Consider the following 25,503-nt stretch of genomic DNA (forward strand, 5'->3'; position numbering starts at 1 on the left):
GAGGGCGACCATTGTGCAATCGCAAGAAGATGACGGGGCGGAATGTCAATCCTGGTCTAACAGAGCCTTAAAAAATCCCCGTCCTAGAATAATCATTCGCACCTGCCCGGCTTTCTTTTTGCCTAAGGGACTAATCGTTGAAGCGGGATTGGCGGCCGAAGGATAGGGCGGTGTCGCCGAATTTGTCTCGGACGGCGTCGATGGCGACGGAGAGGTCGCGTCGGTCGCTGGATTGGGCCCCGCGGTCATCGACTTCGCAGAACAGGTCAGTCTGGATGCCGCCCTGATGGTCAAAGTCGCTCATGCCGATGCCTGCTAAGCGCACGTGCATTCCTTCCTGCCAGATGTTGTCGAGCAGTTCGAGTGCAACCGCCACGAAGATGTTCTCATCGTCGGTCGGATGAGGCAGCCGGCGCTGTGCCGTACGCCCGCTGCCATACGAATACTTGAGCTTGAGCGTCACCGTGGCGCCCGTTAGTCCCTGACGGCGCAGGCGGCGTCCCACTGACTCGCCCAGCAGCGCAATCGCCGCCTCAATATCCCCACGCTCAGTCAAATCTTTCGCAAAGGTGCGTTCATTGCTGACCGACTTGACCTCGCGCTCTTCATCGAGACTCGTGACTTCAGAGATTTCGAGTCCCAGCGCACGCTGGCGCATGCGTTCGCCGTTGACGCCAAAAATAGAGGACAAGGTGGATTCCGGTGCACGTGATAGCTCGCCGAGGGTGTAGATGCGCATGCGGCGCAGTCGCTCCTCGGCCGAGCGCCCGATGCCGCTCATGGCAGATACCGGCAGCGCGGCCAAAAAGCGCTGCTCGGTTCCGGGGCGCACGATGGTCAGCCCAAACGGCTTATCCCGCTCGCTTGCGATCTTTGCGACCGTCTTGTTGCAGCCCACGCCAATGGAGCAGGTCACTCCCAGCCCTGCCACGCGGTCGCTTATACGCCGCGCAACCAGCAGCGGGTCTTCGGGCGCAAAGCGACCCGGTGTGATATCGATAAAGGCTTCGTCGATGGATACGCGCTCAACGCGCGGGGTCTCGTCGGCGAGAATCGCCATGACCTGCGCGCTGACCTCGCGGTAGCGATTAAAATGCCCATGCGTCCAAATGGCTTGCGGGCACAAGCGCCGCGCCTCGGCCGAGGCCATGGCAGAGTGCACGCCAAAGCGACGTGCCTCATACGAACACGTGGACACGACGCCACGCGAATCGGCGTCTCCGCCCACGATGAGCGGCTTTCCGCGCCATTCGGGATGATCGAGCATCTCCACGCTCGCAAAAAACGCATCAAGGTCCATCAGGCCCACCGCCGGACCCGTCCAGGGCGGCGGCGTGACGCCCATGGCATCCTCATAACCGTATGTATGTTCGCGTCTTTCCATGTCATGAGTATACCGCGCAGCTCATGTGGGGTGCGTGTATGTGCTTGCAAATCCTGAATTCTTGTCTAAGATATGGATTTGCCCTCGACTACACCGAAGAAGTTGGTCTCACGGACTTCACCTGCCCGCGTCGATGGCGTATTATGTTCAGCTGTTTGTTTGTAGTTGCAGCCTAAAGCTGCTTGGTTGGAGGAGTTTCCTTTGGCAGTCAAGATTCGCCTTGCTCGTCACGGCGCTAAGAAGCGTCCGTACTACCGTGTCGTCGTCGCCGATTCCCGCGCCCCGCGTGACGGTCGTATCATCGAGGAGGTTGGCCGCTACAACCCGATGACCGCCCCCAAGACCATCAACCTCGACCTCGAGAAGATCGCCGACTGGCAGTCCAAGGGCGCTCAGCTCACCGACGCCGTCGCCGCTCTGGTCAAGGCCGCCAACGAGGGCGAGAAGACCGAGACCGTCGTCAAGAAGTCCAAGAAGCAGCTTGCCAAAGAGGCCGAGGCCGCTAAGGCTGCCGCTGAGGCCGCTGAGGGCGCCGAGGAGTAAATCGTGCCTGAGGTTGACGCTGCACAGCTCGAGGGTGAGGCAATGCTCTCAGATCGCATCGCCGATCTCGTCGAATATCTCGTTGTTCAGATCGTCGACGACCCGGATTCCGTGAGCCTTGAGGTCATCGATGGTGACGACGCCTCTACGATTGAGGTTTCGGTCGCCGAGGATGACGTCGCTAAGGTCATCGGCCGTCGTGGCCGTACCATCAAGGCCATTCGCGCGCTCGCCCGTGCACTGGCCGCTCGCCTCGACACTGCTGTCGAGGTAGAGGTTCTGGGCTAGGACCTTGAGGTCCCAGTACAAAAACATCGCCCGTGTTGTCAAGCCGCACGGAAGGAAGGGGGAGGTCCTCGCGCAGCCGCTGCGGGGGCTTCCTTCTGTATTAGAGCCTGGTATGCGCGTCGCCCTGACGCCGCCGGCGCTCAAGCGCGACCGCTTTTGCACGGTCGTGTCCGTCACCGATACGGGCGATGGCGATCTGGTCTCGTTTGAGGGCATTGACGACTTGACGGCCGCCGAGGGCATCACGGGATGCTACGTGCTGGCAAATCGTGACGATTTTGAGCTCGATTCGCTCGACGCTGCCTATACCGACCTGATGGGTCGCGAGGTGGTCGACGAGCGCTTCGGTTCGCTCGGTACGATCGTCGAGATCATGTCGACGCCCGCCAACGATGTTTGGGTTGTCGAGGGTGATCGGTACGGCGAGGTACTGATTCCCGTGATCGAGCAGGTCGTGCTCGATCTTCCCGACACAGGAACAATTTCCGTCCACGTTATGGACGGCCTGATCGATATGGACAAGTAGGGAGGACAACATGCTGATCGAGACCCTTTCGGTCTTTCCCGAGATGTTTGAGCCCGTCATGTCCACATCGATCTTGGGCCGCGCCCGCAAGGCCGGCCTTTTTGATTTTAAGGCGTATAACCTGCGCGACTGGACGCACGACCGCCATCGTACTGTCGATGACGAGCCGTACGGCGGCGGGCAGGGCATGCTCATGAAGGTCGAGCCTATCGCAGAGGCCATCGAGGCCATTAGCGCAGAGGGTCCCAAGCCCACTGTGGTGTTCTTTACCCCCTGTGGCGAGCCTTTTACGCAGCGTGTGGCCGAGCGCCTGCTCAAAAGTGAGCGCCTGCTGTTTGTGTGCAGTCGCTACGAGGGCGTCGACGAGCGCGCGTATGCGTATGCCGATGAGCGTCTGTCGATCGGCGACTACGTGCTCACGGGCGGCGAGCTTCCCGCTATGGTCGTTGCCGATGCCGTCGTACGCCTGATTCCCGGCGCCCTGGGCGACGAGATGAGCAACGTGGACGAGTCGTTCTCGACCGCCGAGGATGGAGGCCTGCTCGAGTACGCGCAGTACACCCGTCCTGCCGAGTTCAACGGCGAGGGCGTGCCTCCGGTGCTCGTGAGCGGCGATCACGCCAAGGTCGATGCCTGGCGTCGCAAGAACGCCATCGAGCGCACCTGCCGCTGGCGTCCCGATCTGATCGAGACGGCGCGGCTCACGCCCGAGGAGCGCGCTTACGCGCAGGAGATCCTTGACGCTTCGTATTCGCAGAGCGAGGAGTGAGTATGGTTCCTACGCAACATTCCGCGTTGAGGGGCGCTTTTGAGTGGATCGCGGTCATCGCGATCGCGCTCGTGGCCACCTTCCTGATCCGCACCTTTGTGGTCGAGCCCTTTGTGGTGCCCACCGGCTCTATGGAGGACACGATCGAGATTGGCGACCAGATCCTGGCACAAAAGGTGAGCATCGAGCTCGGTCAGCCCGTCAAGCAGGGCGATATCGTGGTGTTTCACAACCCCGATGGCACCTCCGAGCATGATGTTCTTGTCAAGCGTGTTATTGCCACGGCCGGCCAGACGGTCGACCTGCAGGATGGCAAGGTGGTCGTTGACGGCCAAGCGCTCGACGAGGACTATACGACGGGCATGAGCTGGCCACTTTCGGTCCAAGCACCCGGCACTCAGGTAAGCTATCCCTACACCGTTCCCGACGGGTGCGTGTGGGTGATGGGCGACAACCGCGAAAACTCTGCCGACTCACGCTACTTTGGTCCCGTCGATCGCTCTGATTTGATCGCTGTGGCACTCGTTCGCTACTGGCCGCTCAACCGCATCGGCGCTATCGACTAAAAACCGCTATAGTACAGTACCTAACCGTGTAATCGTTTCGACGAGGGGATATTAGAGGCATGAACGCTTCATCGCTTTCCTTCCAAGACATCATCCTGCGCCTCCAGCAGTACTGGGGCGAGCAGGGCTGCGTCATTATGCAGCCCTATGACTCCGAGGTCGGTGCCGGTACCTTCCATACCGCGACCACGCTGCGCTCGCTCGGTCCCGCCGAGTGGCGCACCTGCTATGCGCAGCCTTGCCGCCGTCCCGCCGACGGCCGCTACGGCGAGAACCCCAACCGCATGCAGCACTACTATCAGTTCCAGGTGCTCATCAAGCCCTCACCGGTCAACGCCCAGGAGCTTTACCTGGGGTCTCTTGCCGCTATCGGTCTGGACCCCAACGACCATGACGTCCGCTTTGTCGAGGACGACTGGGAGAGCCCGACGCTCGGCGCCTGGGGCCTTGGCTGGGAGGTCTGGCTCAACGGCATGGAGGTCACGCAGTTTACGTACTTCCAGCAGGTAGGCGGCATCGAGGTCGACCCCGTGCCCGTCGAGATCACCTATGGCCTAGAGCGCATTGCCATGTATGCGCAGGGCGTTAACTCGGTCTACGACTTGGTGTGGAGCTACCTGCCCGACGGCACGCCCATGACCTATGGCGACGTGTTCCTCGAGAACGAGCGCGAGTTCAGTGCCTATAACTTTGAGGTCGCAAACGTCGAGATGATGCGTCAGAAGTTTGACGACTACGAGGCCGAGTGCCATTCCTGCCTGGAGCGCAAGCTGCCGCTGCCGGCATATGACTGCGTCATGAAGTGCAGCCACGCTTTCAACCTGCTCGATGCTCGCGGCGCCCTGTCCGCGGTCGAGCGTGCCAACTACATCCTGCGCGTCCGCGCCGTCGCCAAGGCGTGCTGCGAGGCCTACATGGCCGAGGTCGCCGGAGTCAACGAGAATGCCGATCAGGAAGGCGAGGTGGCGTAAGCCATGGCAGACGCTAAGGATTTCCTGTTTGAGATCGGTACGGAAGAAATGCCCTCCGCACCGCTGAACAATGCCGTCAAGCAGCTTGGCACCATGATCGCCAAGGGTCTCGACGAGGCCGGTCTGGCTCACGGCGAGGTCCGTGTGATCTCGAGCCCGCGCCGCCTGGCTGCGCTCGTTGCCGACGTCGCCACCGCGACCGACGAGGTTCACGAGGTCAAGCGCGGCCCCGCGGCCAACATCGCCTTCGATGCCGATGGTAACGCCACCAAGGCCGCCCAGGGCTTCGCCCGCAAGTGCGGTGTGGCTGCCGAGGATCTGGTTCGTCGCGAGGACACCGACGGCCGTGAGTACGTCTTTGCCGAGAAGAACATCCCTTCCGCCCCGGCCACCCCGATCCTGACGGCCCTGTGCGAGAAGACTATCGCTGGCCTGCAGTGGCCCAACTACCGCTCTCAGCGCTGGGGTCACGAGCATGCGACCTTTGTTCGTCCGGTCCGCTGGATCTGCTGCCTTCTGGGCGAGGACGTTGTGCCCGTGTCGTTTGCCGACGTGACGAGTGGCAACACCACGCGTGGTCATCGCGTGCTTGGCCCCGGTGACCATGTGGTCGCCAGCCCCGCCGTCTACGAGCAGGTGCTCGAGGACGCCGGCGTGCTTTCTGCCGAGCGCCGTCGCGAGGCCATCCTTGCCGGTATCGCCGAGGTCGAGGCTGCCCGTCCCGGCTGCCATGTCGATACGCCCAAGAAGGTCTTTGAGGAGGTCATCAACCTCTGCGAGTGGCCGACGGTGCTCGTCGGGACCTTCGATGAGGAGTTCCTCAAGGTCCCGCACGAGATCATCTGCGAGTCCATGCTCACCAACCAGCGCTACTTCCCGATCTATGACGGCGAGGGCAAGCTCACACGTGAGTTCGTGGTCGTCTCCAACAGCAAGCCCGAGAACGCCGAGCGCGTGATCGACGGCAACGAGCGCGTTGTGCGTGCCCGTCTGGACGATGCCAAGTTCTTCTACGAGGAGGACCTGAAGATCTCCCTCGACGAGTTCCGCGAGCGTCTGGCCAAGGTCGCCTTCCAGGAGAAGCTCGGTAGCGTGCTCGCCAAGTCCGAGCGCATCGAGCAGCTCGCGCTCGCTATTGCCCGTGAGGCACACCTGGGTGCTCACCTGGCAGCCGATGCCGCTCGCGCCGCGCACCTGTGCAAGGCCGACTTGGTATCCAACGCCGTCGTCGAGTTCACGAGCCAGCAGGGCGTGATGGGCGGTTACTACGCCACCGCGATGGGGGAGAACGACGAGGTCGCCCACGCCATTCGCGATCATTATCGTCCCCGCTTTGCCGGTGACGAGCTGCCCGAGGGCACCGCTGGCTGCATCGTGGCCTGCGCCGACAAGCTCGATACCATCGCCGGTATCTTTGCCATTGGCGAGCCCCCGACCGGCTCCTCCGATCCCTACGCGCTGCGTCGTGCCGCTATCGGCATCATCAACATCCTGCGCGACCGTCTGCCGATCGACCCCACATCGCTCATCGACTTCGCCCTCGAGCTCTATAGCGAGCAGGGCATTGAGTTCGACGCCGCCGAGGTCGCCCAGCAGGTTCGCGACTTCTTCCATGGCCGCCTGGTGAGCATGGCCCGCGACGAAAAGATCCCGGCCGATACCGTTGCCGCCGTCTCTGCGGTGCACATCATCGCCCCGTCCGTCTTCTTCGCCCGCTGCGCCGCCCTCGACGAGGCCCGCAAGAACGATGTCGAGACCTTTGACAACCTGGCTACGGCCTATGCCCGTGCCGCGCATATCTCCAAGCCCGAGCTGGGCGCGGAGTACGACCGCAGCCTGATGGGCGAGGCCGAGCTCGCGCTTGCCGATGCTTCCGAGGCTGCTCAGACTGCTGTCGATGCTGCCCTTGCTGCCGAGGACTACCCGGCCGCATTTGCCGCCCTCGCCGCCATGCGCGCGCCCATCGACCGTTTCTTCGATGAGGTTATGGTCATGGACGAGGACGAGCAGCTCCGCGATAATCGCCTTAAGCTGCTCAACCGCTTCGAGGCCGTTTTCTCCGGCATTGCCAACATCGGTGAGCTTGCCCGCAAAAAGTAAGCCAGCCTGCGCGTAAGCGCAAAAGGAGCCCCGCATGGATTGCCCGGTCACCGCTCGTCCCACCGTTATCGTTATCTCCGACTCGCTCGGCGATACCGCTTGTGAGGTGGTGCTTGCGGCGTCCGGGCAATTTGATGAAGGGGCTTTTCGCGTTTTACGTCTGCCCAAGGTGACTTCCGTGGAGCAGGTCAAGTCATTTGTGGGGCCGCGCGTCGATGCCGACCATCGCGATATTGCCGTGTTTCACACCATTGTCGATCCGGCGCTTCGCGCCCGTGTGCTCGATTACCTGAGCATGCTGCATATTCGTTCAGTCGACCTGATTGGCCCGACGCTCGCCGTGCTGTCGTCGCTTATCGGTGTACCGCCCAAGGGCGTTGCGGGCGTGATTCACAGGACCGATGACCGCTATTTCCATCGTATCGAGGCCATGGAGTATTTCGTTGAGCACGATGACGGGCGCGGTTGCGACGATCTGTCGGGTGCCGATATCGTGCTGCTGGGCGTATCGCGCACGTCCAAGACGCCGCTGTCGATGTATCTGGCCTATCAAGGTTACAAGGTTGCCAATGTTCCGTTGGCCCATGGCACGGAGCCGCCGAAGTCGATTTACGAGGTCGACCCGATGCGCCTGTTCGGCCTGATTTCGACCGTCGACGTTATTTCCGAGATTCGCGATAGCCGTTTGGGCGACGATTACGCCCGTGCCGTCGCCGGCTCCTATGCCGAGCCCGAGAGCGTGCGCAGCGAGCTCGAGGAAGCTCGTGCCCTCATGAAGCGCCTAGGCTGCTTTGTGGTGCGTACCGACGGCAAGGCCATCGAGGAAAGCGCCTCCGAGATCATCAGCCACTTGGAGGAAATCCAAGAAGCCCGTGCCCGCCGCGCCGCCCGTCGAGTCCAACAAAAGTAGCTAATTTGGGACGGGGCTTTTTTAGCTACCCCGACTGAGGCCGCGAGCTTTTTGGCCGATTGCCGACGGGGGCAGCTAAAAAAGCCCCGTCCCAAATTAGCTACTTATGGTAAAGCGATTTAGCAAATACATTGCATCTGACCTGTATTTTCTTGTAGTGGTATCTTCATAAGGTGACCACCTTTACCTACCGTTTACCGCCATATTTACCACGTTTACCAACCCCCGCGTCCTCTGCGCAAGCCTGCCCAAAACGCGCCGTATAGTTCCCTCACGGCCCGCATCCGGTGGGTCGATTCGTTACCACGGTCGTGCGCGTAAGTGCATGGAAGGGGAAGTATCGTGAGCGATTGCAAGAGGGTTTACCGTTTTGGAACCGACGCCCAGGGCACCTGTGTCACCGAGGGCGACAAGTCCATGAACTTCGTGCTTGGCGGTAAGGGCGCTAACCTTGCCGAGATGAGCCGTATCGGCCTGCCGGTTCCCGGTGGCTTTACCATTACCTGCCAGACTTGTGTCGAGTACTCCGGCGCCGGTAACGTGTGGCCCGAGGGCGCACTCGATGAGATCGTTGCCGCCGAGGCGGACCTCGAGGCCCGCTGTGGCAAGAAGCTCGGCGACGCCTCCGATCCGCTGCTCGTGTCGGTTCGCTCGGGCGCTCCGTTTTCCATGCCCGGCATGATGGACACGGTCCTCAACTTGGGTCTCAACGACGACTCCGTTCAGGGTCTCATTGCCCAGACGCAAAACCCGCGCTTTGCTTGGGATAGCTACCGCCGCTTTATCCAGATGTTTTCCAACGTCGTCATGGGCGTTGATGCCGACCTGTTCGAGAACGCCCTGACCCAGGCCCGCCTGGTCGCCGGCGTCCGCGTCGACTCCGAGCTTTCGGCTGAGGACCTGCAGGAACTCGTCGAGACTTTCAAGGGCATTTTCTCCGACAACGTCGAGGCTGCTCTGTATCCCGAGCTCGAGGTCGCTGACGGCAAGCCCGTCTTCCCGCACGATCCGGAGCTTCAGCTGCGCCTTGCTATCCAGGCCGTCTTTGGCAGCTGGATGAACGAGCGCGCCTGCATCTATCGCAAGCAGCACGGCATTTCCGATGACCTTGGCACCGCCGTCAACGTCCAGGCCATGGCCTTTGGCAATAAGGGCGAGACCTCGGCGACCGGCGTCGCCTTTACGCGTAACCCGGCCGACGGCACCAAGGAGTTCTACGGTGACTTTCTGGTCAACGCCCAGGGCGAGGACGTCGTCGCCGGCATCCGCAACACCGAGCCCATCGCCGACCTCAAGGCCACCCCGGGTCTTGAGTCCGCTGGCGAGGAACTCGAGCGCGTGTTCCTGACGCTCGAGGACCACTACCGCGATATGTGCGATATCGAGTTCACCATCGAGCAGGGCAAGCTCTGGATGCTCCAGACCCGTGTGGGCAAGCGTACCGCCACCGCCGCCCTGCGCATTGCCATCGAGATGGTTGAGGAGGGCCTCATCACCCGCGAGGAGGCCGTGAGCCGTATCGATCCCGCGCAGCTCGACCAACTCTTGCACCCGCAGTTCGATTCCTCCAAGAAGTACGAGGCTCTGGCTTGTGGCCTCAACGCCAGCCCCGGCGCCGCCGTGGGCGAGGTCGTGTTCTCGAGCGATGACGCCGTCGCGCGCGCAAACGAGGGTCATAAGGTTATCTTGGTCCGTTGGGAGACCAACCCCGACGACTTGAAGGGCATGGTCGCCGCCGAGGGCATCCTGACCAGCCACGGTGGCAAGACGAGCCATGCCGCTGTTATCGCCCGCGGTATGGGTACGCCCTGCGTCTGCGGCGTTGAGCGCTTCCACATCGATGCCGCCGAGAAGGTCGTGTGCATCGAGGGCAGCGACCGCGTGCTGCACGAGGGCGACATCATCTCCATCGACGGCACCCAGGGCATCGTCGTCGACGGTCCCGTCGACCTGGTCTCCGCCGAGCTCACCGGCGATCTGGATACCATCCTGTCCTGGGCCGACGAGATTCGCCTGGACGAGACCTGTGGCCATGCCAACCATGTGCGCGTCAACGCCGACAATCCCGAGGATGCCGAGCTTGCGCTCGAGTTTGGCGCCGAGGCCATCGGCCTGTGCCGCACCGAGCACATGTTCCTGGGCGACCGCAAGAACATCATCCAGAGCTTTATCCTGTCTGACGATGAGGCCGTGAAGCAGCAGGCCCTGGCCGACCTGCTCAAGGTTCAGACCGAGGACTTCCTGGCGATGTTCAAGACCATGTCCGGTCGCGATGTGGTCGTCCGCCTGCTCGATCCGCCGCTTCATGAGTTCCTGGATAATCCTCGCGAGCTCGAGGTCGCCATCACCAAGAAGGAAGCCGCCGGCGCCAGCGAGGAAGAGCTTGCAGCCCTGCGCGCCCGCCTGCGTCGTATCGACGGCATGGTCGAGTCGAACCCCATGCTCGGCTTGCGCGGCGTTCGCCTGTCCGTCGTCTTTAGCGATTTGCCGCTCATGCAGGTTCGCGCCGTCGCCACGGCCGCTGCCCGCCTTATCAAGGAGGGCGTCGACCCGCATCCCGAGATCATGGTTCCGCTCGTTTCCATCACGGCTGAGCATGTCCAGACTCGCGAGGTCATCGAGCGCGTCATCGACGAGGTTTCCGCCGAGGAGGGCGTCGAGCTCAACATTCCCGTGGGCACGATGCTCGAGCTGCCGCGCGCCTGTATGGTCGCCGACGAGATCGCCCATCATGCCGACTTCTTCTGCTTTGGCACCAACGACCTTACGCAGACGACCTTTGGCTTCTCTCGCGACGACGCCGAGGCAAAGTTCATCCCGCTGTACATGCATAAGAAGATTCTGAAGGACAACCCCTTCGAGACCATCGATACGGCAGTACTCGAGCTGGTACGCATGGCAGTCGAGAAGGGCCGTGCCACCAACCCCGACATGCACTTTGGCGTGTGCGGCGAGCACGGCGGCGACCCCAAATCCATTAAGGACCTGTTCAACGTGGCCGATGTGGACTACGTGTCCTGCTCGCCCTATCGCGTGCCCCTCGCGCGCCTGGCTGCCGCTCAGGCCAAGCTCGAGGCGAAGCGCTCCGCGTAACGTTTTGGGTTTAGACGCCTAGCGTAGCCCCCTTCATGCCGCCCGTCTCATTCGTGAGGCGGGCGGTTATCATGTGCGGGTTTTGTCTTTTTGTCTGCGTAAAAAATTGTTCTTGCAGCAGAAACCCGCGCGTGTATACTCGAATACGTTTGTTCAACTACGTGCCGGCCAAGGTGGTACGGCACCTCTAGAAGAGTAAGGAATTGCACATGGATTACATCCGCGCAATCGAGCGTCAGCAGATCCGCGAGGACATTCCTCAGGTTCGCGTCGCCGACAACGTCAAGGTTCACTACCGCATTAAGGAAGGCGACCGCGAGCGCATCCAGGTCTTCCAGGGCGACGTCATCCGCATGGCCGGCGCCGGTGCCCGCGAGACCTTCACCGTCCGCAAGATGTCCTTCGGTGTCGGTGTTGAGCGTACCTTCCCGCTTCACAGCCCCAAGATCGCCAAGCTCGAGGTCGTTCGTCACGGTCGCGTCCGTCGCGCCAAGCTGTACTACCTCCGCGACAAGGTGGGCAAGGCTGCTCGCATCCCCGAGAAGCGCTAAGAAGATCGCAGCGTCTGTCCACTCGTTTGGACACAAGGGCCACCTTCGGGTGGCCCTTCTTTTTATCTGATTTGCATGCAAGGAGGGCCTGGTATGGCCAATATGACGAGCTCGGTTTCGGCATCGCAGGTTGCCGGAGAGCTGGCGAGCGCAACGTTTGAGGAGATCCCCGCCCTCGTGGAGCATTATCGCGAGGACCCGCGCCAGCAGGTGATCAAGGCTTGTGAACGCGCCCTCAAACGCCATGCCAAAGAGCTTGCCGAGCGCGAGCGCGTCAATGACATGTATGAGCTTATGCATGAGCTTGGCGGCGATGGGGTGGTCGTTGGTGTCGACGAGGTGGGTCGCGGATCGGTGGCCGGTCCTTTGACGGTATGCGCCGTCTGTCTTCCTATGGAGCCGCGCGTCTGGGGTATCAACGATTCCAAAAAGCTCACGCCCGCGCGCCGCGAGTTGCTCTCGGTGAAGATTGCCGAGGTGGCGACGGCGATCGGTTTTTGCCATATCGCGCCTGCGGATATCGACGATATGGGCATGGCCCGCGCCATCCGCGCTGCCGTTGCGGGCGCCGTGGCCGATACGGGGCTCGAGCCCGATTGCGTGCTTATGGACGGTAACCCCTTGGGCGCCGTTCCCAACGAGCGCGACGTGGTGAAGGGCGATGCCAAAATCGCCTGTATCGCCGCGGCGTCCATCATGGCCAAGGTCACGCGTGACGAGATGATGGTCGAGTACGACGCCGAGTATCCCGAGTACCATCTGGCCGAGTCGAAGGGCTATGCGAGCCCCGAGCACATCGAGGCCATTCGCAAACATGGACTTTGTCCGCTGCACCGCGTGAGCTTTTGCGGAAACTTTCTGCAGACTGAGCGCCTTTTCTAGGCCAATTGTGGAGACATGGACCTCTGGGGTTTTATAAACCTGCTGGTAGCGGGCCGTATGCAACACCATTGTTGCGTACGGCCCGTTTTTTGACGGCATTTGGTCAGCTTTTGGTTTGCTTCCGGTACTTACCCGCATGAAAGGTGCCCTCATCATCGGGGCAATGCAGTGTGCGGGAAAGGAGACCCCATGAGTGCCGCAAGCAAAAAGAGCAAGACGCAGCAGCTCAAGGAGCGTTGGGAAAACGGCGAGCTCGACTGTGGGGCGATGACGCCCGAGTTTATCAAGGGACTCAGTCCCCGCGAGCTGGGCATGCTAGGCGAGCTGATCACCATCGACTACTTTAACGAGCGCGGCTACACCTTGCTGGAGCAGGGTTATCGTTGCACCGAGGGCGAGGCCGATCTGGTGCTGCTCGATGAGCTCGACGATGTCGTGGTGATGTCCGAGGTCAAGACCAGACGCGTTGCGCTGGATTGCAACACGCGGGTCTTTCCCGAGGAGGCCGTGGACGCCCAAAAGCAACGCCGCTACCGCCGCATCGCAAGTTGCTATCTCATGGAGCATTATCCGCTCAAGGCGATTCGCTTCGATGCCGTGGGCGTCACCATCCGCGACGGGCATATCGCCGAGATCGAGCACCAGTACAACGCGTTCGATTGGCAGGTGTCGTGATGGCGTTCGAGACGTTTGCCGTTCACGCGGCCTGCATCCGCGGCGTCGAGGCGATTCACGTCACGGTCGAGGTCTCGCTTGCCGGCGGCGTTCCGGGCATTCAGATGCTCGGCATCCCGAGTATGGAGGTGATGGAGTCACGTGGTCGTATTCGCTGTGCGATGCGCTCGGCCGGCTTTGAGATCCCGCGCTCGGGCATTACGGTCAATCTGGCGCCCGGCGATATTCGCAAGACCGGTAGCGGCTTTGATCTGCCCATCGCCATCGCGGTTCTAGCGGCCGATGGTCAGATTCCCCGCGACAACCTCGATCGTTGTCTTATCGCCGGCGAGCTCGGCTTGGACGGCACGGTGCTTCCTGTCAAAGGCGAGGTGGCGTTTCAGCTATTGGCTCGCGACATGGGGCTGTCTTTTATCGCCGGCAGGTCCGACCAGCATGTGCCACTCGCGGGCGTGGATTGCGGCTTTATCGACCATCTGTCTCAGCTTGCTCACGGCATGGGCGATGCCGCACGGCACTACTTGGATTCCGAGGGTGTCGAGGCGACCTTTGAGCCCGAGCTCGACTATGCCGACGTACTGGGACAGGAGGTCGCCAAGCGCGGCATGGCGCTTGCGGCCGCCGGCGAGCTCGGACTGCTCATGATCGGCTCGCCTGGTTCGGGCAAGACCATGCTTGCGCGGCGCATGACAGGCATTTTGCCCGAGCTTTCTCTCGAGGATCAGCAAGAGGCGCTGTGCATCCATTCGGTCTTGGGCGAGAACATCGATGGACTGCTTGCGGGGCATCGCCCCTTCCGCAGCCCGCATCACAGCATTTCGACCGCGGGCCTCATCGGCGGCGGACGTCCAGTGCATCCGGGCGAAATTAGCCTAGCTCATGGCGGCGTGCTCTTTTTGGACGAGCTAGCCGAGTTTCCCACTGGCGTGCTGCAGACGCTGCGTCAGCCCATCGAGCGCGGCTATGTGAGGATCGTACGCGTCGACGGGGCTTTTACCTTCCCGTCGCGCTTTCAGCTGCTGGCTGCGAGCAATCCCTGCCCCTGCGGCTTTTTGGGCGATCGCGAGGTACCGTGTCGCTGCTCGGCGGCGATGGTCGAGCGCTATCGGTCTAAACTGCGCGGTCCCTTGGCCGACCGTATCGACATGATGATCGATGTGACCCGTCCCGACCCTCAAGTGATTATCGAGGGTGCGGAGGGTATGTCGTCGGCCGAGTTACGTGACTACGTTGTGCGCGGTCGTGCCTTTCGCGCCTGGCGCGAGTCCCGTATGGACGATGCGGATGCCGAGGCCGAGGATGACGAGACGCGGTCCATTGACGGCGTCGTTTCGACCTTCGAGCTCGATGATGCTGCCGAGAAATGCGTACTCGGCCTATCCAAACGCACACATCTCACGGGCCGCGGCATCGTACGCCTGGTGCGTATCGCGCGTACAATCGCTGACGTCGCCGAGAGCGAGCAAGTGACGCAGGACCACGTGCTCGAGGCGGCGATGTACCAGGGAAGGAGGGACCAATGATAGCTGAGGGGACCTTCGAGCTGCATCCAGGTGATGCGTTGTATCCCGAGACCGTTTTGGAGCTTTCTGATATACCCCAGACGCTTTATGTGCGCGGCAACCCCGAGGTGCTTTCGACGCCCGCGCTCTCCATCATCGGCGCGCGCAAGGCCTCGCCGTATGGTCTTGCCGTGGCAGAGCTTGCGGCAAAGGTGGCGATCGAGGCGGGAGTGACGGTTGTTTCGGGCGGCGCGGTCGGTTGTGACCAGGCCTCGGGTTGGGCTGCGGTCAACGCCGGCGGCAAACACGTCGTGGTGCTGGGGACGGGCGCCGACGTGGTCTATCCGCGTTCGAGCGCGGGGCTTATTACTCGCACGCTCGATACGGGTGGCGCGGTCGTGTCGATCTCTCCGTGGGGCATGGGTCCGCGCAAGTTCGCCTTTCCGCGCCGCAATCGCGTGATCGCGGCCCTGTCGCAAGCCCTCTTTGTATCCGAGGCGGGTATGCCTTCTGGGACGTTTTCTACAGCCGAGGCTGCTATGGATTTGGGGCGCGAACTTCTTGCCGTGCCGGGGTCGATCCTATCGCCCGAGTCGCGTGGCACGAATTACCTCATTGCGAACGGTGCCTGCTGCATCGTCGACGAGGAATCTATCGAGATGGCTATCTCACGCATCTACGGAACCCTGCGCTACTCGCGCCCCGATGCTCCCGGCATTGCCGACTTGGATCCAACGCAGCAGACCGTGATGCATGCGCTCATCGCCTCTCCGCTCAAGGTCGACGACATCGCGGCGCTCGTCTCGCTCGATGCTGTCGGCGTACTCAAACTCTTGGGTTCGCTTGAACTCGAGGGCCTTATCGAGCGCATGATGGATGGAAGGTATGCGCCCTCCAAGTTTGCCCTTCACGCCCAGACACCCTTCGGTCACAATGGAAAACGTGTCAATTAGAAAGGTGTTTGCAGATGCAGTTCGATCAGGTGACAGTTATCGGTGGCGGTCTGGCGGGTTCGGAGTGCGCGATCCAGCTGGCAGATCGCGGGTTTGCCGTAAAGCTGTGCGAGATGCGCCCCCAGGTGAGCTCCCCGGCCCACCATACCGATCACCTGGCAGAGCTCGTCTGCTCCAATTCGTTTAAGTCGACCCGTCCGGATTCCGCGGCTGGTTTGCTGAAGGCCGAGCTTGAGCGCATGGGTTCAGTCCTGCTCGATTGCGCCCATCGCGCGGCTGTTCCCGCCGGTGGCGCCTTGGCGGTCGACCGCGTCAAGTTTTCCGAGCTTGTCGAGGCCGAGGTTGCCGCTCGTCCCAATATCGAGGTCGTGCACGGCGAGGTCACGCAGATTCCCGAGGGCCACGTGGTCATTGCCGCGGGCCCGCTGTGTTCACCGGCGCTGAGCGAAGAGGTCATGAAGCTCGTCGGCGGCGATGCCCTTGCGTTTTTCGATGCCGCGGCGCCGATCGTCGATGCCTCCACGCTCGATATGGACGTGCTGTTCTCGCAGTCGCGCTACGAGGAGCAGGGGAGCGGCGACTATCTCAACGCTCCGCTCAATAAGGAGGAGTACGAGGCCTTTATCGAGGCGCTTACCACGGCCGACCGCGTGGTGCTCAAAGACTTTGAGGGCGGCGATCTGTTCCAGGCCTGCCAGCCTGCCGAGGAAGTTGCGCGCACCGGCAAGGACGCCATTCGCTTTGGCGCCATGAAGCCCGTCGGCCTCACCGACCCGCGTACCGGACGTCGCCCCTGGGCGGCGATTCAGCTGCGTGCCGAGAACAAGGAGAAGACCGCCTATAACCTGGTGGGCTTCCAGACCAACTTGACCTTTGGCGAGCAGAAGCGCGTCTTCCATATGGTGCCGGGCCTGGAGAACGCTGAGTTCTTCCGCTACGGTGTCATGCACCGCAATACCTTTGTCGACGCCCCGCATGTGCTCGATGGCACCTTTGCCGTGCCCGGTACCGGTGTGCGCCTGGCCGGTCAGATCACCGGCACCGAGGGGTACATGGAAGCCGTGGCGACAGGTCTGCTCGCGGCGCTCAACACCTATGCAGAGGCTATCGGCGCCGATTCCGTCGAGTTGCCCCGCGTGGGCGCCCTGGGTGCGCTCGTGGGCTATGCGACCGATCCTGCCACCGTGGGCTATCAGCCCATGCATGTTAATTTTGGCCTGGTGCCGCCGCTCGAGGACGGTAAGCGCCGCAGCAAGCGCGACCGCTATCAGGCCTATGCGGACCGTGCGCTCGAGGCCCTCGATGCCTACTTGGCCACGCGTTCCGACTTGTTTGGAGGCGACCGGTCATAGCCTTTGACCTGTACGACACCGTCGACTCTTTTATCGCCTATATCGCACGCGTTGAGGGGCTTTCTCCCAACACGGTGACGGCCTATGGCTCGAGACTGGAGCGCTTTGCTGCCTGGTGCGAGCGCGAGGATATTGATGCTTTCGCTGCCGACGTGCGCACCATTCGTCGCTATCTTGCTGAGCTTTCGCGTGAGCAGGTGGCTCCCCGAACGCTTGCGGCGCACCTGTCGGCTATCCGATCTCTCTATCGCTGGATGGCTGCCGAGGGGATTGTCGAGGGCGATGCGGTCTCGGCGATCGCGTCGCCCAAGCTGCCGCGTGACCTGCCGGGCGTCCTTACGACCCAGCAGGTCGAGGCGCTGCTCAAGACGTCTGATACCTCAACACCCGCGGGACTGCGCGATGCGGCGATGCTCGAGTTGCTTTATGCCTCGGGTGCCCGCATCTCAGAGCTTGCGGCGCTCAATGTGGAATCCATCTCATGGTCCGAGCGCACGCTGCGCCTGTGGGGCAAGGGAAGCAAGGAGCGCATCGTTCCTCTGTATCGTCGTGCGCTCGATGTGACGCGTCTCTATATTGAAGAGGGGAGGCCGGAGTTGCTCGCTCGGGCAAAGCGCCGCGACCTCGCTACCGGGCCGCATCCGCTGCTTATATCGGCGCGCGGCAATCGCATGAGCGCCGCGATGCTCCGGCGGCGGTTCCATACGCTGGCGACGCTCGCCGGCATTCCGGCTGACATCGCCCCGCATGCGATGCGCCATACCTTTGCGACCGACTTGCTCGAGGGCGGTGCGGACCTGCGCTCGGTTCAAGAGCTGCTAGGTCATGCGAGCCTGTCCACGACGCAGATCTACACGCATCTCACACCCGATCGGCTTAAGCGGGCTGTGGCTCAAGCCCATCCCCGCGGCGAATAGTGGCTGGGACGTCCCGCGCCGCACTCAGGTGTGTGGTTTTGATTGCGGGTTGGCAGGAAGAGGCATTCCTGCTATCATTCATCGGGTTGCTTCACGGCAACATGTTTTTATCACGCACGCGCGGCTACTTCATACCGTGGTGCCCGGGCTTTGGTAGCACATGTCCGGGTTGGTTTTGGAGGATGACCCCGCGCGGAGGCAAACCACAGGAGGTTTAACATGGCTACCAAGATTAATATCCGCACCCTGCTCGAGGCCGGCTGCCACTTCGGTCACCAGACCCGTCGCTGGAACCCCAAGATGAAGCCGTTCATCTTCGGTGAGCGCAACGGCATCTACATCCTCGACCTCAAGCAGACCATCCTCGACGCCGACCAGGCCTACACCTTCGTCAAGAACGTCGCCAAGGGTGGCAACGTGCTGTTCGTCGGCACCAAGAAGCAGGCTCAGGAGGCCGTCAAGAACGCTGCTGAGCGCGCCAACATGCCTTACATCAACCAGCGTTGGCTCGGCGGTATGCTGACCAACTTCGTCACCATCCGCTCCCGCATCAACCGCATGGAGGAGCTCGAGGCCATGGTCGAGGACGGCCGCATGGCTGTTCTGCCCAAGAAGGAGCAGGCTGTTCTCGGCAAGGAGCTCACCAAGCTCCAGACCAACCTCGGTGGCGCCCGCGACATGAAGGGTCTGCCCCAGGCTCTCTTCGTCATCGACACCAAGCGCGAGGAGAACGCCATCAAGGAGGCTCAGCGCCTGAACATCCCCGTCGTCGCTCTGATCGACACCAACTCCGATCCCGACGAGGTCGAGTACGGCATCCCCTGCAACGATGACGCTATCTCCGCTGTCACCCTTATGTGCGAGCTCATGGCTGACGCCTGCCTCGCTGGCTCCGGCAAGGAGCAGGTCTCCGAGGCCGAGATGGCCGCTGAGCCCAAGGCCGAGTAAATCAGTCTTAGTTAATTCTTTTTCATCTCTTTGAAAGGAACCACAATGGCCCAGATTACCGCCGCTATGGTCAAGCAGCTCCGCGAGATGACCGACTCCCCGATGATGGAGTGCAAGAAGGCTCTCGTCGAGGCTGACGGCGACATGGACGCCGCTGTCGACGTTCTGCGTAAGAACGGCCTTGCCAAGGCTGCCAAGAAGGCTGGCCGTGAGACCAACGAGGGCGCTGTCGCCGCGTTCGTCTCCGAGGATGGCAAGACCGGCGCTCTGCTCGAGCTCTCCTGCGAGACCGACTTCGTTGGCTCCAACGCCAAGTTCACTGGCTTTGCTTCCAAGGTCGCTGAGGTTGTCGCTACCACCGAGCCTGCTGACGTCGACGCTCTGCTCGAGAAGCCGATGGGCGAGGAGACCGTTTCCTCCGAGCTCACCGAGATGATTCACATCATGGGCGAGAACATGAAGATCTCCCGCTTCGCTGCCCGCAAGGCCGAGAACGGCGCGCTCGCTTCTTACATCCACATGGGTGGTAAGATCGGCGTTCTCGTCGAGTTCGCCTTCGAGAAGGCCGAGACCGCTCAGGCTGAGTCCTTCAAGACCTTCGCTCACGACGTTGCCCTTCAGGTTGCTGCCGTCGCCCCGATCTGCGCTACCCGCGATCAGGTTCCTGCCGAGACCGTCGAGCACGAGAAGCAGATCTACATGGCCCAGGCTGCCGAGTCCGGCAAGCCCGAGGCTATCCAGGAGAAGATGGCTGTCGGCCGTCTGGAGAAGTTCTACAAGCAGTCCGTGCTCACCGAGCAGGAGTTCATCAAGGACAGCTCCCTCACTATCAAGAAGTACGCTGAGCAGGTCTCCAAGGAGCTCGGCGACACCATTACCGTCGTTGCCTTTGACCGTCTGGTCCGTGGCGAGTAAATAAGCTCTTGTAGCTGGTAATGAGCAGGCTGTGGGTTTTACTCACAGCCTGCTTTTTCATGGCTCTTATCAGAGCCTTTGATATCATATTGAAAGTCTAATTAAAGGAGGATCGCTTTGTCCGACATCCGATATAAACGCGTGCTTCTTAAGCTTTCCGGCGAAGCACTGATGGGCGACGGCCAATATGGCATCGACCCCAAGGTTACCGACCATCTTGCCAAGCAGGTCAAGGAGCTGCTCGCCGTTGGCCATGAGGTCGGCGTCGTTGTCGGCGGCGGCAATATTTTCCGCGGCATGGCCGGCGCTGCCGGTGGCATGGAGCGTGCTCAGGCCGACTACATGGGCATGCTGGCAACCGTTATGAACGCGCTCGCCCTGCAGGATGCCTTCGAGCATAACGATGTTCCCTGCCGCGTGATGAGCGCTATCCAGATGAACGAGATCTGCGAGCCCTATATTCGCCGTCGCGCCATCAACCACCTTTCCAAGGGCAACGTCGTTATTTTTGCCGCCGGTTCGGGCAATCCGTACTTTACGACCGACACCGCCGCGGCTCTTCGTGCGTGCGAGATCGGCGCCGAGATTCTGATTAAAGCCACCAAGGTTGACGGCATCTACGACAAGGATCCCGTCAAGTGCGCCGATGCCGTCCGTTTTGACAAGATTACCTATCACGAGGTGCTCGTCCGCGGTCTGCAGGTTATGGATTCCACGGCTACGGCACTGTGCCAGGATAACCGTATGCCGATTTTGGTCCTCAACATCGATGGCGAGGACACCGTCAAGCGCGCGCTTTCGGGTGAGCCCGTCGGCACGCTCGTCTATCAGGAGGATTAAGCATGGCAGAGAACATCACCGCCCATATGGACAAGTCGCTCGAGTCCCTCAAGCATAACTTCTCCAAGGTCCGTACCGGCCGCGCCAATGCCAACATTCTGTCCGACATCACCGTCGATTATTACGGTGTTCCCACGCCGGTCACGCAGGTTGCCGCCGTCAAGACCCCCGAGGCCCACATGCTGCTCATCGAGCCGTGGGACAAGGCACTCATCAATGCTATCGTCAAGGCCATCGGCGCTTCCGATCTGGGTATTACCCCCAACTCCGATGGCACCGTCGTTCGTCTTCCGTTCCCGGCTCCCACTGAGGAGCGCCGTCGCGAGCTCGTCAAGGAGTGCCGCGAGTACGCCGAGCAGGCCAAGGTGTCTATCCGTAACATCCGTCGCGACTTCAACAACAAGCTCGAGCGCGATGAGGAGCTCACCGAGGACGATGTCCGTCGCGAGCAGGCCAAGGTCCAGAAGCACACTGATGAGTATGTCGCCAAGGTCGAGGAGCTTCTGAAGGAAAAAGAAGCCGAGGTCATGGAGATCTAAGGTGCAATACGACGAGCATAAACTGGTCGAGTACTTTGCCGACGCCCCTGCGGGCGTCGGTTTTTCCGACCTTGACCTCAATAACATTCCGCACCATATCTCGTGCATCATGGACGGCAACGGTCGTTGGGCCACGTCGCGCGGTCTTGCGCGCACCGAGGGCCACAAGGCGGGTATCGTCTCCCTTCGCGAGATTATTACCGCCTGCGTGCGTCTGGGCGTCGACGTGCTTTCGGCCTATGCGTTTTCTACCGAAAACTGGAACCGTCCGCAGCATGAGGTCAACGTCTTGATGCATCTGTTTGCCAAGACGTTCATCGACGAGCTGCCGCTTCTGAAGCGCGAAAACGTGCGCGTTGTCTTTTTGGGTGACATTTCCGCGCTGCCCAAGAAGACCCGCGACGTTTTTGAACGCGGTCTTGCCGAGTGCGCCAATCACACCGGCATGACGCTGGCGCTTGCCGTCAACTACGGCGCGCGTGCCGAGATTACCCGCGCTGTCCGTCAGATCGCACTCGACGCTGCCGCCGGTAAGATCGATCCTGGCGCAATTGATGACGACATGGTGGCTTCCCACCTCTATACCGCCGGCCTTCCCGATCCTGAGCTTGTGATTCGCACTTCTGGTGAGCTGCGCCTTTCGAACTATCTGCTGTGGCAGGTGGCTTATTCCGAATTCTACGTCACCGATACCTATTGGCCCGACTTTGATCGTTGGGGCCTTGTCGACGCCATTTTGGCCTATCAGGGCCGTGACCGTAGGTTTGGTGGACTGAGCAAGACCGAGGAGGCTTAATCGTGTCCGATCGTCCCAAGGCATCTGCTCCCAAGACGCCTGCGCGCAAAGCTGCCACTGCGGGAACGCCTGCAGTGAAGAGCGGCACCGGTTCTTGGCTGGCGGGCTTTATTACCCGTGCCGCCGCCGGTATCGTCTACGCCGTTGTCTTTATCCTGTGCCTGGTTTTGGGTATCGTGCCCACGGCCATCTTTGTTTCCGTCATGAGCGGTCTGTGCTGCTATGAGTTTTTCCGTATGACAAGGCTCGATGGCAAGATGGCTAACGAGCGCATGGGTATCGCTGCCGCCGTGCTCTTTCCGCTGTCGGCGTTGGGCGATTCGATGCTGCTGAATGCCCTGCTTTTTGCCCTGATGCTCGCTGTGGGCATTTGGTATGTCTGGTCGCCGCGTACCCGCATATCCGATGTTGCCGTGACACTCATGGGTCCCATCTACACCGGTTTTATGCTGTCGGCTATCGTGCTGCTGCGCGATGCCGTGCCCGGTTTTGCCGGCGCCCTGCTTTCGGTGGGTGTTTGCGCGTCTCTCTGGGTCTCCGATTCGTTTGCCTATATCGTGGGTAGCCGTATCGGCAAACACAAGATGGTTCCCAAGATCTCTCCCAAAAAGAGCTGGGAGGGGTTTGTTGGCGGCATCCTGGGCTCGGTTTTGATTTGGCTCATCCTGTGGGCGACGCATTTCTTCAAGCTCAGCCTGCCCTATGCGCTGCTGTGCGGCGTGGTCGTGTCCATTCTGGGCGTTATCGGCGACCTTATCGAGTCGCGCATCAAGCGCGGTGTGGGCGTCAAAGATTCCGGCAACCTTATCCCGGGCCACGGCGGCATGCTCGATCGTAGCGATTCGCTTATCTTCGGCTGCATCACCGCGCAGCTGATGCTGATGATCGGAGGCGTGCTGTAATGTCATTCCAGATGACGTATGGCCCCGATGGACGCCTCCGTGTTGCCATCCTGGGTTGTACGGGCTCCATCGGCACCCAGGCGCTCGATGTGTGCCGCCAGCATGCCGATCGCCTGCAGGTGACGGCGCTGTCCGTTAACTCCAGTACCTCCGAGCTTGTTGCCGCTGCCCGCGAGTTCTCGGTTTCGGCGGTTGCCGTGGCCGATGTCGCTCATGGCGATGACGCCGTGCTGCAGGAGTTGCCCGAGGGAACGAAGCTCGGCGTTGGCGCGCAGGCGGTTTGCGAGCTCGCGCGTCGCGACGATGTCGACTGCGTACTCGTCGCTATTGTGGGTGCCGCCGGTCTCGAGGCGAGCCATGCGGCCTTGACCTCAAATAAGCGCCTTGCCCTTGCCAACAAGGAGTCCCTCGTCGTCGGTGGCGACTTGCTTATGCCGTTGGCGCAACCGGGCCAGCTTATTCCAGTCGACTCTGAGCACTCCGCCATCTTCCAGTGCTATCTGGGGGAGAACCCACGCGAGGCTCATTGTATTTGGCTCACCTGCTCGGGCGGTCCGTTTTTTGGCCGCACGCGCGACGAGCTCGACCGCGTGACGCGTGCCGATGCCCTCGCACATCCCACGTGGGCCATGGGCGCCAAGATCACCATCGACTCCGCCACCCTCATGAACAAGGGCCTGGAGCGCATTGAGGCCATGCATCTGTTTAACTGCGACCTCGATTTCATTAACGTGGTCGTGCAGCGTCAGTCCAAGATTCACTCTATGGTCGAGTTCTCCGACGGCTCCGTGATGGCGCATCTCGGTGCTTCCGACATGCGTATTCCCATCCAGTTCGCGTTCTCGTATCCCGAGCGTTGGGATACTCCGGCGCCTCGTATCGATTTTCGCGAGTTGGGGCAGCTCACGTTTGATGCTGCCGACATGGATACCTTCCGCTGTCTGGCACTGGCCGAGCGTGCCGGCAAGACGGGTGGCACCATGCCGTGCGTGCTCAATGCCGCCAACGAGGTCGCCGTCGATGCCTTCCTGCGCGATGGCTGCAGCTTTACCGATATCGATCGCATTGTGGAATCCTGCATGGATGCCCACGATGTGCAGGCGGTCGATTCGTTTGAGCAACTTCACGATATCGATGCGTGGGCGCGTGAAAAGGCTGCGCAGGTACTCGTCGCAACCCGTTCCTAACCCATAAGGATTGCTTTTTCGTTTTATGGATACTGTTCTGAGCGTTCTTTCATCGGTCTTTTGGGGCCTGCTGATGCTTTCCGTCCTCGTGTTTTTGCACGAGGGTGGCCACTTTTTGGCGGCGCGTGCCTGCGGCGTCCGTGTGACCGAGTTCTTTTTGGGCCTGCCGTGCCGCTTTGACATCCATTACACGTCGCGTCGCATTGGAACCAAGTTTGGCGTGACCCCGCTGCTGCTGGGTGGCTACGCTGCCATCTGCGGTATGGATCCGACCGATGTCTCGTGCGCCGATCGCGTGCTCGCGGCTATCTACCGTCATGGTCGCGTGACCGTGGCCGACCTTGCTGTCGAGCTCGAGCTTTCCGAGGAGGATGTGCTCGAGGCTTGTGCTCTGTTGCTGGGCTGGGGCTCCATCGCACCTTGGTATGAGGAAGGGGAGAAGCCCTCACCGAGCTACTATCCCACTAAGTATCAGACACTGCCTCGAGACGCTGCGGGTTACACCACCTTTGACGGCCGCCGGTTCGATCGAGAGCATGCGACTGCCGAGGGCGATGTGTGGGAGCTGCCGTGCGGCGAGGCTGATTTCTTGGCGCAAGAGCGCTCGCACACTTATCTTGGCCAGGGCTTTCTCAAGCGCGCCTTTATGCTGCTCGCGGGCATTCTCGTCAATATCCTGACGGGTTTTTTGCTCCTTATGAGCATCTATTCCATTACGGGTGTCACCGTGCCGATGGATACCAACGTGATCGGTCAGGTTGACGAGGGGTCTATTGCCGCCAAGGCGGGTATCGAGGGCGGCGGCGCGATCCTTTCGGTTGACGGAGTATCGTGCTCTACCTGGATGGACGTTTACGATGCCATCGGCAAGGCTGCCGGTAAGGACGATATCGCCATCGAGTACGAGCGTGACGGCAAGCAGCATTCGACCACGGTTGCGCTCAAAGAGGATGAGCGCCTAGGTGTGTATGCCTCTACGCAGGTGGTCCGTTTAGACCTCATCACGTCGGCTCGCCTGTCTTTCTCCTATGTCGTGCAGACAGCGGAGGGCGTGATGCGCCTACTCCAGCCGCAGCATACGATGGAGATTCTCGACCAGTCCTCGTCGATCGTGGGTATTAGCGTTATGTCCTCACAGGCTGCTGCTGCCGGCCCTGCCACGTTCCTTTCGTTTGCCGCCCTCATTTCGTTCTCGCTTGGCTTTATGAACCTGCTGCCCATCCCACCACTCGATGGCGGCAAGCTGGTCATCGAGATCATTCAAAAGATTGCGGGCCGCGAGCTACCTCTCAAGGTCCAGACGATTGTGAGCTATGTGGGCATCGCGCTCTTTGCGCTGCTGTTTGTCTATATGCTTCGTTCCGACATCCTTCGATTTATTCTGTAGGGGAGTG

25 protein-coding genes are annotated in these 25,503 nt (G+C 61.1%); 24 read left to right on the forward strand and 1 reads right to left on the reverse strand.

The window, feature by feature from the left end:
• Window positions 1-130 precede the first annotated feature (130 nt).
• Window positions 131-1,384: a DNA polymerase IV gene (gene dinB / locus AB5202_RS05310; protein ID WP_368149859.1), complete on the reverse strand. Its 1,254-nt coding sequence runs from the start codon at window positions 1,382-1,384 to the stop codon at window positions 131-133.
• A gap of 201 nt (window positions 1,385-1,585) precedes the next feature.
• On the opposite strand from dinB, the gene rpsP reads away from it, so the two are divergent.
• The 24 genes from rpsP to AB5202_RS05430 all read left to right on the forward strand — a co-directional run bounded on the left by rpsP (window position 1,586) and on the right by AB5202_RS05430 (window position 25,496).
• A complete protein-coding gene (gene rpsP / locus AB5202_RS05315) occupies window positions 1,586-1,927 on the forward strand; it encodes a 30S ribosomal protein S16 (protein ID WP_022094749.1) in 342 nt (113 codons plus the stop codon).
• A gap of 42 nt (window positions 1,928-1,969) precedes the next feature.
• Window positions 1,970-2,215: a KH domain-containing protein gene (locus AB5202_RS05320; protein ID WP_438265663.1), complete on the forward strand. Its 246-nt coding sequence runs from the start codon at window positions 1,970-1,972 to the stop codon at window positions 2,213-2,215.
• 4 nt (window positions 2,216-2,219) lie between these two features.
• Entirely contained in the window at window positions 2,220-2,741 is a 522-nt protein-coding gene (rimM, locus tag AB5202_RS05325) for a ribosome maturation factor RimM (RefSeq protein WP_055309865.1), read from the forward strand.
• 10 nt (window positions 2,742-2,751) lie between these two features.
• Window positions 2,752-3,510, forward strand: coding sequence for a tRNA (guanosine(37)-N1)-methyltransferase TrmD (gene trmD, locus AB5202_RS05330; RefSeq protein ID WP_271738779.1), 759 nt, complete (start codon window positions 2,752-2,754; stop codon window positions 3,508-3,510).
• Window positions 3,511-3,512: 2 nt separating this feature from the next.
• A complete protein-coding gene (gene lepB / locus AB5202_RS05335) occupies window positions 3,513-4,076 on the forward strand; it encodes a signal peptidase I (protein ID WP_368143736.1) in 564 nt (187 codons plus the stop codon).
• A gap of 59 nt (window positions 4,077-4,135) precedes the next feature.
• Window positions 4,136-5,047: a glycine--tRNA ligase subunit alpha gene (locus tag AB5202_RS05340; RefSeq protein ID WP_006236091.1), complete on the forward strand. Its 912-nt coding sequence runs from the start codon at window positions 4,136-4,138 to the stop codon at window positions 5,045-5,047.
• A 3-nt stretch (window positions 5,048-5,050) separates the two neighbouring features.
• A complete protein-coding gene (gene glyS / locus AB5202_RS05345) occupies window positions 5,051-7,147 on the forward strand; it encodes a glycine--tRNA ligase subunit beta (RefSeq protein WP_368131534.1) in 2,097 nt (698 codons plus the stop codon).
• A 34-nt stretch (window positions 7,148-7,181) separates the two neighbouring features.
• A complete protein-coding gene (locus tag AB5202_RS05350) occupies window positions 7,182-8,057 on the forward strand; it encodes a pyruvate, water dikinase regulatory protein (protein WP_368143737.1) in 876 nt (291 codons plus the stop codon).
• A 342-nt stretch (window positions 8,058-8,399) separates the two neighbouring features.
• Window positions 8,400-11,150 (forward strand): pyruvate, phosphate dikinase, encoded by a 2,751-nt coding sequence (ppdK, locus tag AB5202_RS05355; RefSeq protein ID WP_368143738.1) that lies wholly within the window; start codon window positions 8,400-8,402, stop codon window positions 11,148-11,150.
• Between the two features lie 209 nt (window positions 11,151-11,359).
• Window positions 11,360-11,701, forward strand: a complete 342-nt coding sequence (gene rplS / locus AB5202_RS05360) for a 50S ribosomal protein L19 (RefSeq protein ID WP_006236098.1) — start codon at window positions 11,360-11,362, stop codon at window positions 11,699-11,701.
• 93 nt (window positions 11,702-11,794) lie between these two features.
• Window positions 11,795-12,583 carry a ribonuclease HII gene (gene rnhB / locus AB5202_RS05365; protein WP_368143739.1) on the forward strand — a complete coding sequence of 263 codons (789 nt, stop codon included), beginning with the start codon at window positions 11,795-11,797 and terminating at the stop codon, window positions 12,581-12,583.
• Window positions 12,584-12,772: 189 nt separating this feature from the next.
• Entirely contained in the window at window positions 12,773-13,258 is a 486-nt protein-coding gene (locus AB5202_RS05370; protein ID WP_368143740.1) for a YraN family protein, read from the forward strand.
• On the forward strand, window positions 13,258-14,781 hold the full coding sequence (locus AB5202_RS05375) for a YifB family Mg chelatase-like AAA ATPase (protein ID WP_349127543.1): 1,524 nt from the start codon (window positions 13,258-13,260) through the stop codon (window positions 14,779-14,781). The genes AB5202_RS05370 and AB5202_RS05375 overlap by 1 nt, the downstream gene beginning before the upstream one ends.
• Window positions 14,778-15,713 carry a DNA-processing protein DprA gene (locus tag AB5202_RS05380; protein ID WP_368143741.1) on the forward strand — a complete coding sequence of 312 codons (936 nt, stop codon included), beginning with the start codon at window positions 14,778-14,780 and terminating at the stop codon, window positions 15,711-15,713. Before AB5202_RS05375 ends, AB5202_RS05380 begins: the two co-directional genes overlap by 4 nt.
• A 14-nt stretch (window positions 15,714-15,727) precedes the next feature.
• On the forward strand, window positions 15,728-17,065 hold the full coding sequence (gene trmFO, locus AB5202_RS05385; protein WP_368143742.1) for a methylenetetrahydrofolate--tRNA-(uracil(54)-C(5))-methyltransferase (FADH(2)-oxidizing) TrmFO: 1,338 nt from the start codon (window positions 15,728-15,730) through the stop codon (window positions 17,063-17,065).
• Between the two features lie 8 nt (window positions 17,066-17,073).
• Complete coding sequence (locus AB5202_RS05390) at window positions 17,074-17,982, forward strand: tyrosine recombinase (RefSeq protein ID WP_368143754.1); 909 nt, start codon at window positions 17,074-17,076, stop codon at window positions 17,980-17,982.
• Window positions 17,983-18,201: 219 nt separating this feature from the next.
• Window positions 18,202-18,930, forward strand: a complete 729-nt coding sequence (gene rpsB, locus AB5202_RS05395; RefSeq protein WP_006236109.1) for a 30S ribosomal protein S2 — start codon at window positions 18,202-18,204, stop codon at window positions 18,928-18,930.
• A gap of 45 nt (window positions 18,931-18,975) precedes the next feature.
• Window positions 18,976-19,845, forward strand: a complete 870-nt coding sequence (gene tsf, locus AB5202_RS05400) for a translation elongation factor Ts (protein ID WP_022094736.1) — start codon at window positions 18,976-18,978, stop codon at window positions 19,843-19,845.
• Window positions 19,846-19,962: 117 nt separating this feature from the next.
• Window positions 19,963-20,685, forward strand: a complete 723-nt coding sequence (gene pyrH / locus AB5202_RS05405) for a UMP kinase (RefSeq protein WP_035138557.1) — start codon at window positions 19,963-19,965, stop codon at window positions 20,683-20,685.
• 2 nt (window positions 20,686-20,687) lie between these two features.
• The gene (frr, locus tag AB5202_RS05410) at window positions 20,688-21,224 is read left to right on the forward strand and encodes a ribosome recycling factor (protein WP_006236112.1); all 537 of its coding nucleotides are present in this window, start codon (window positions 20,688-20,690) and stop codon (window positions 21,222-21,224) included.
• A 1-nt stretch (window position 21,225) separates the two neighbouring features.
• The gene (uppS, locus tag AB5202_RS05415; RefSeq protein WP_055309876.1) at window positions 21,226-22,020 is read left to right on the forward strand and encodes an undecaprenyl pyrophosphate synthase; all 795 of its coding nucleotides are present in this window, start codon (window positions 21,226-21,228) and stop codon (window positions 22,018-22,020) included.
• A gap of 2 nt (window positions 22,021-22,022) precedes the next feature.
• Window positions 22,023-22,922, forward strand: a complete 900-nt coding sequence (locus AB5202_RS05420; protein WP_271736527.1) for a phosphatidate cytidylyltransferase — start codon at window positions 22,023-22,025, stop codon at window positions 22,920-22,922.
• Window positions 22,922-24,109: a 1-deoxy-D-xylulose-5-phosphate reductoisomerase gene (gene dxr / locus AB5202_RS05425; protein ID WP_368143744.1), complete on the forward strand. Its 1,188-nt coding sequence runs from the start codon at window positions 22,922-22,924 to the stop codon at window positions 24,107-24,109. The genes AB5202_RS05420 and dxr overlap by 1 nt, the downstream gene beginning before the upstream one ends.
• 25 nt (window positions 24,110-24,134) lie before the next feature.
• The gene (locus tag AB5202_RS05430) at window positions 24,135-25,496 is read left to right on the forward strand and encodes a M50 family metallopeptidase (protein ID WP_368143745.1); all 1,362 of its coding nucleotides are present in this window, start codon (window positions 24,135-24,137) and stop codon (window positions 25,494-25,496) included.
• Window positions 25,497-25,503 lie beyond the last annotated feature (7 nt).

The organism is Collinsella aerofaciens, from assembly GCF_040915545.1.
Taxonomy (GTDB): Bacteria; Actinomycetota; Coriobacteriia; order Coriobacteriales; family Coriobacteriaceae; genus Collinsella; species Collinsella aerofaciens_BE.

Coding starts and splice junctions, on each gene's coding strand:
- dinB (WP_368149859.1), bottom strand. CDS start 1,384: ATGGAAAGACGCGAACATACATACGGTTATGAGGATGCCATGGGCGTC.
- AB5202_RS05320 (WP_438265663.1), top strand. CDS start 1,970: ATGCTCTCAGATCGCATCGCCGATCTCGTCGAATATCTCGTTGTTCAG.
- trmD (WP_271738779.1), top strand. CDS start 2,752: ATGCTGATCGAGACCCTTTCGGTCTTTCCCGAGATGTTTGAGCCCGTC.
- lepB (WP_368143736.1), top strand. CDS start 3,513: ATGGTTCCTACGCAACATTCCGCGTTGAGGGGCGCTTTTGAGTGGATC.
- AB5202_RS05340 (WP_006236091.1), top strand. CDS start 4,136: ATGAACGCTTCATCGCTTTCCTTCCAAGACATCATCCTGCGCCTCCAG.
- glyS (WP_368131534.1), top strand. CDS start 5,051: ATGGCAGACGCTAAGGATTTCCTGTTTGAGATCGGTACGGAAGAAATG.
- AB5202_RS05350 (WP_368143737.1), top strand. CDS start 7,182: ATGGATTGCCCGGTCACCGCTCGTCCCACCGTTATCGTTATCTCCGAC.
- rplS (WP_006236098.1), top strand. CDS start 11,360: ATGGATTACATCCGCGCAATCGAGCGTCAGCAGATCCGCGAGGACATT.
- rnhB (WP_368143739.1), top strand. CDS start 11,795: ATGGCCAATATGACGAGCTCGGTTTCGGCATCGCAGGTTGCCGGAGAG.
- AB5202_RS05370 (WP_368143740.1), top strand. CDS start 12,773: ATGAGTGCCGCAAGCAAAAAGAGCAAGACGCAGCAGCTCAAGGAGCGT.
- AB5202_RS05375 (WP_349127543.1), top strand. CDS start 13,258: ATGGCGTTCGAGACGTTTGCCGTTCACGCGGCCTGCATCCGCGGCGTC.
- AB5202_RS05380 (WP_368143741.1), top strand. CDS start 14,778: ATGATAGCTGAGGGGACCTTCGAGCTGCATCCAGGTGATGCGTTGTAT.
- trmFO (WP_368143742.1), top strand. CDS start 15,728: ATGCAGTTCGATCAGGTGACAGTTATCGGTGGCGGTCTGGCGGGTTCG.
- rpsB (WP_006236109.1), top strand. CDS start 18,202: ATGGCTACCAAGATTAATATCCGCACCCTGCTCGAGGCCGGCTGCCAC.
- tsf (WP_022094736.1), top strand. CDS start 18,976: ATGGCCCAGATTACCGCCGCTATGGTCAAGCAGCTCCGCGAGATGACC.
- frr (WP_006236112.1), top strand. CDS start 20,688: ATGGCAGAGAACATCACCGCCCATATGGACAAGTCGCTCGAGTCCCTC.
- dxr (WP_368143744.1), top strand. CDS start 22,922: ATGTCATTCCAGATGACGTATGGCCCCGATGGACGCCTCCGTGTTGCC.
- AB5202_RS05430 (WP_368143745.1), top strand. CDS start 24,135: ATGGATACTGTTCTGAGCGTTCTTTCATCGGTCTTTTGGGGCCTGCTG.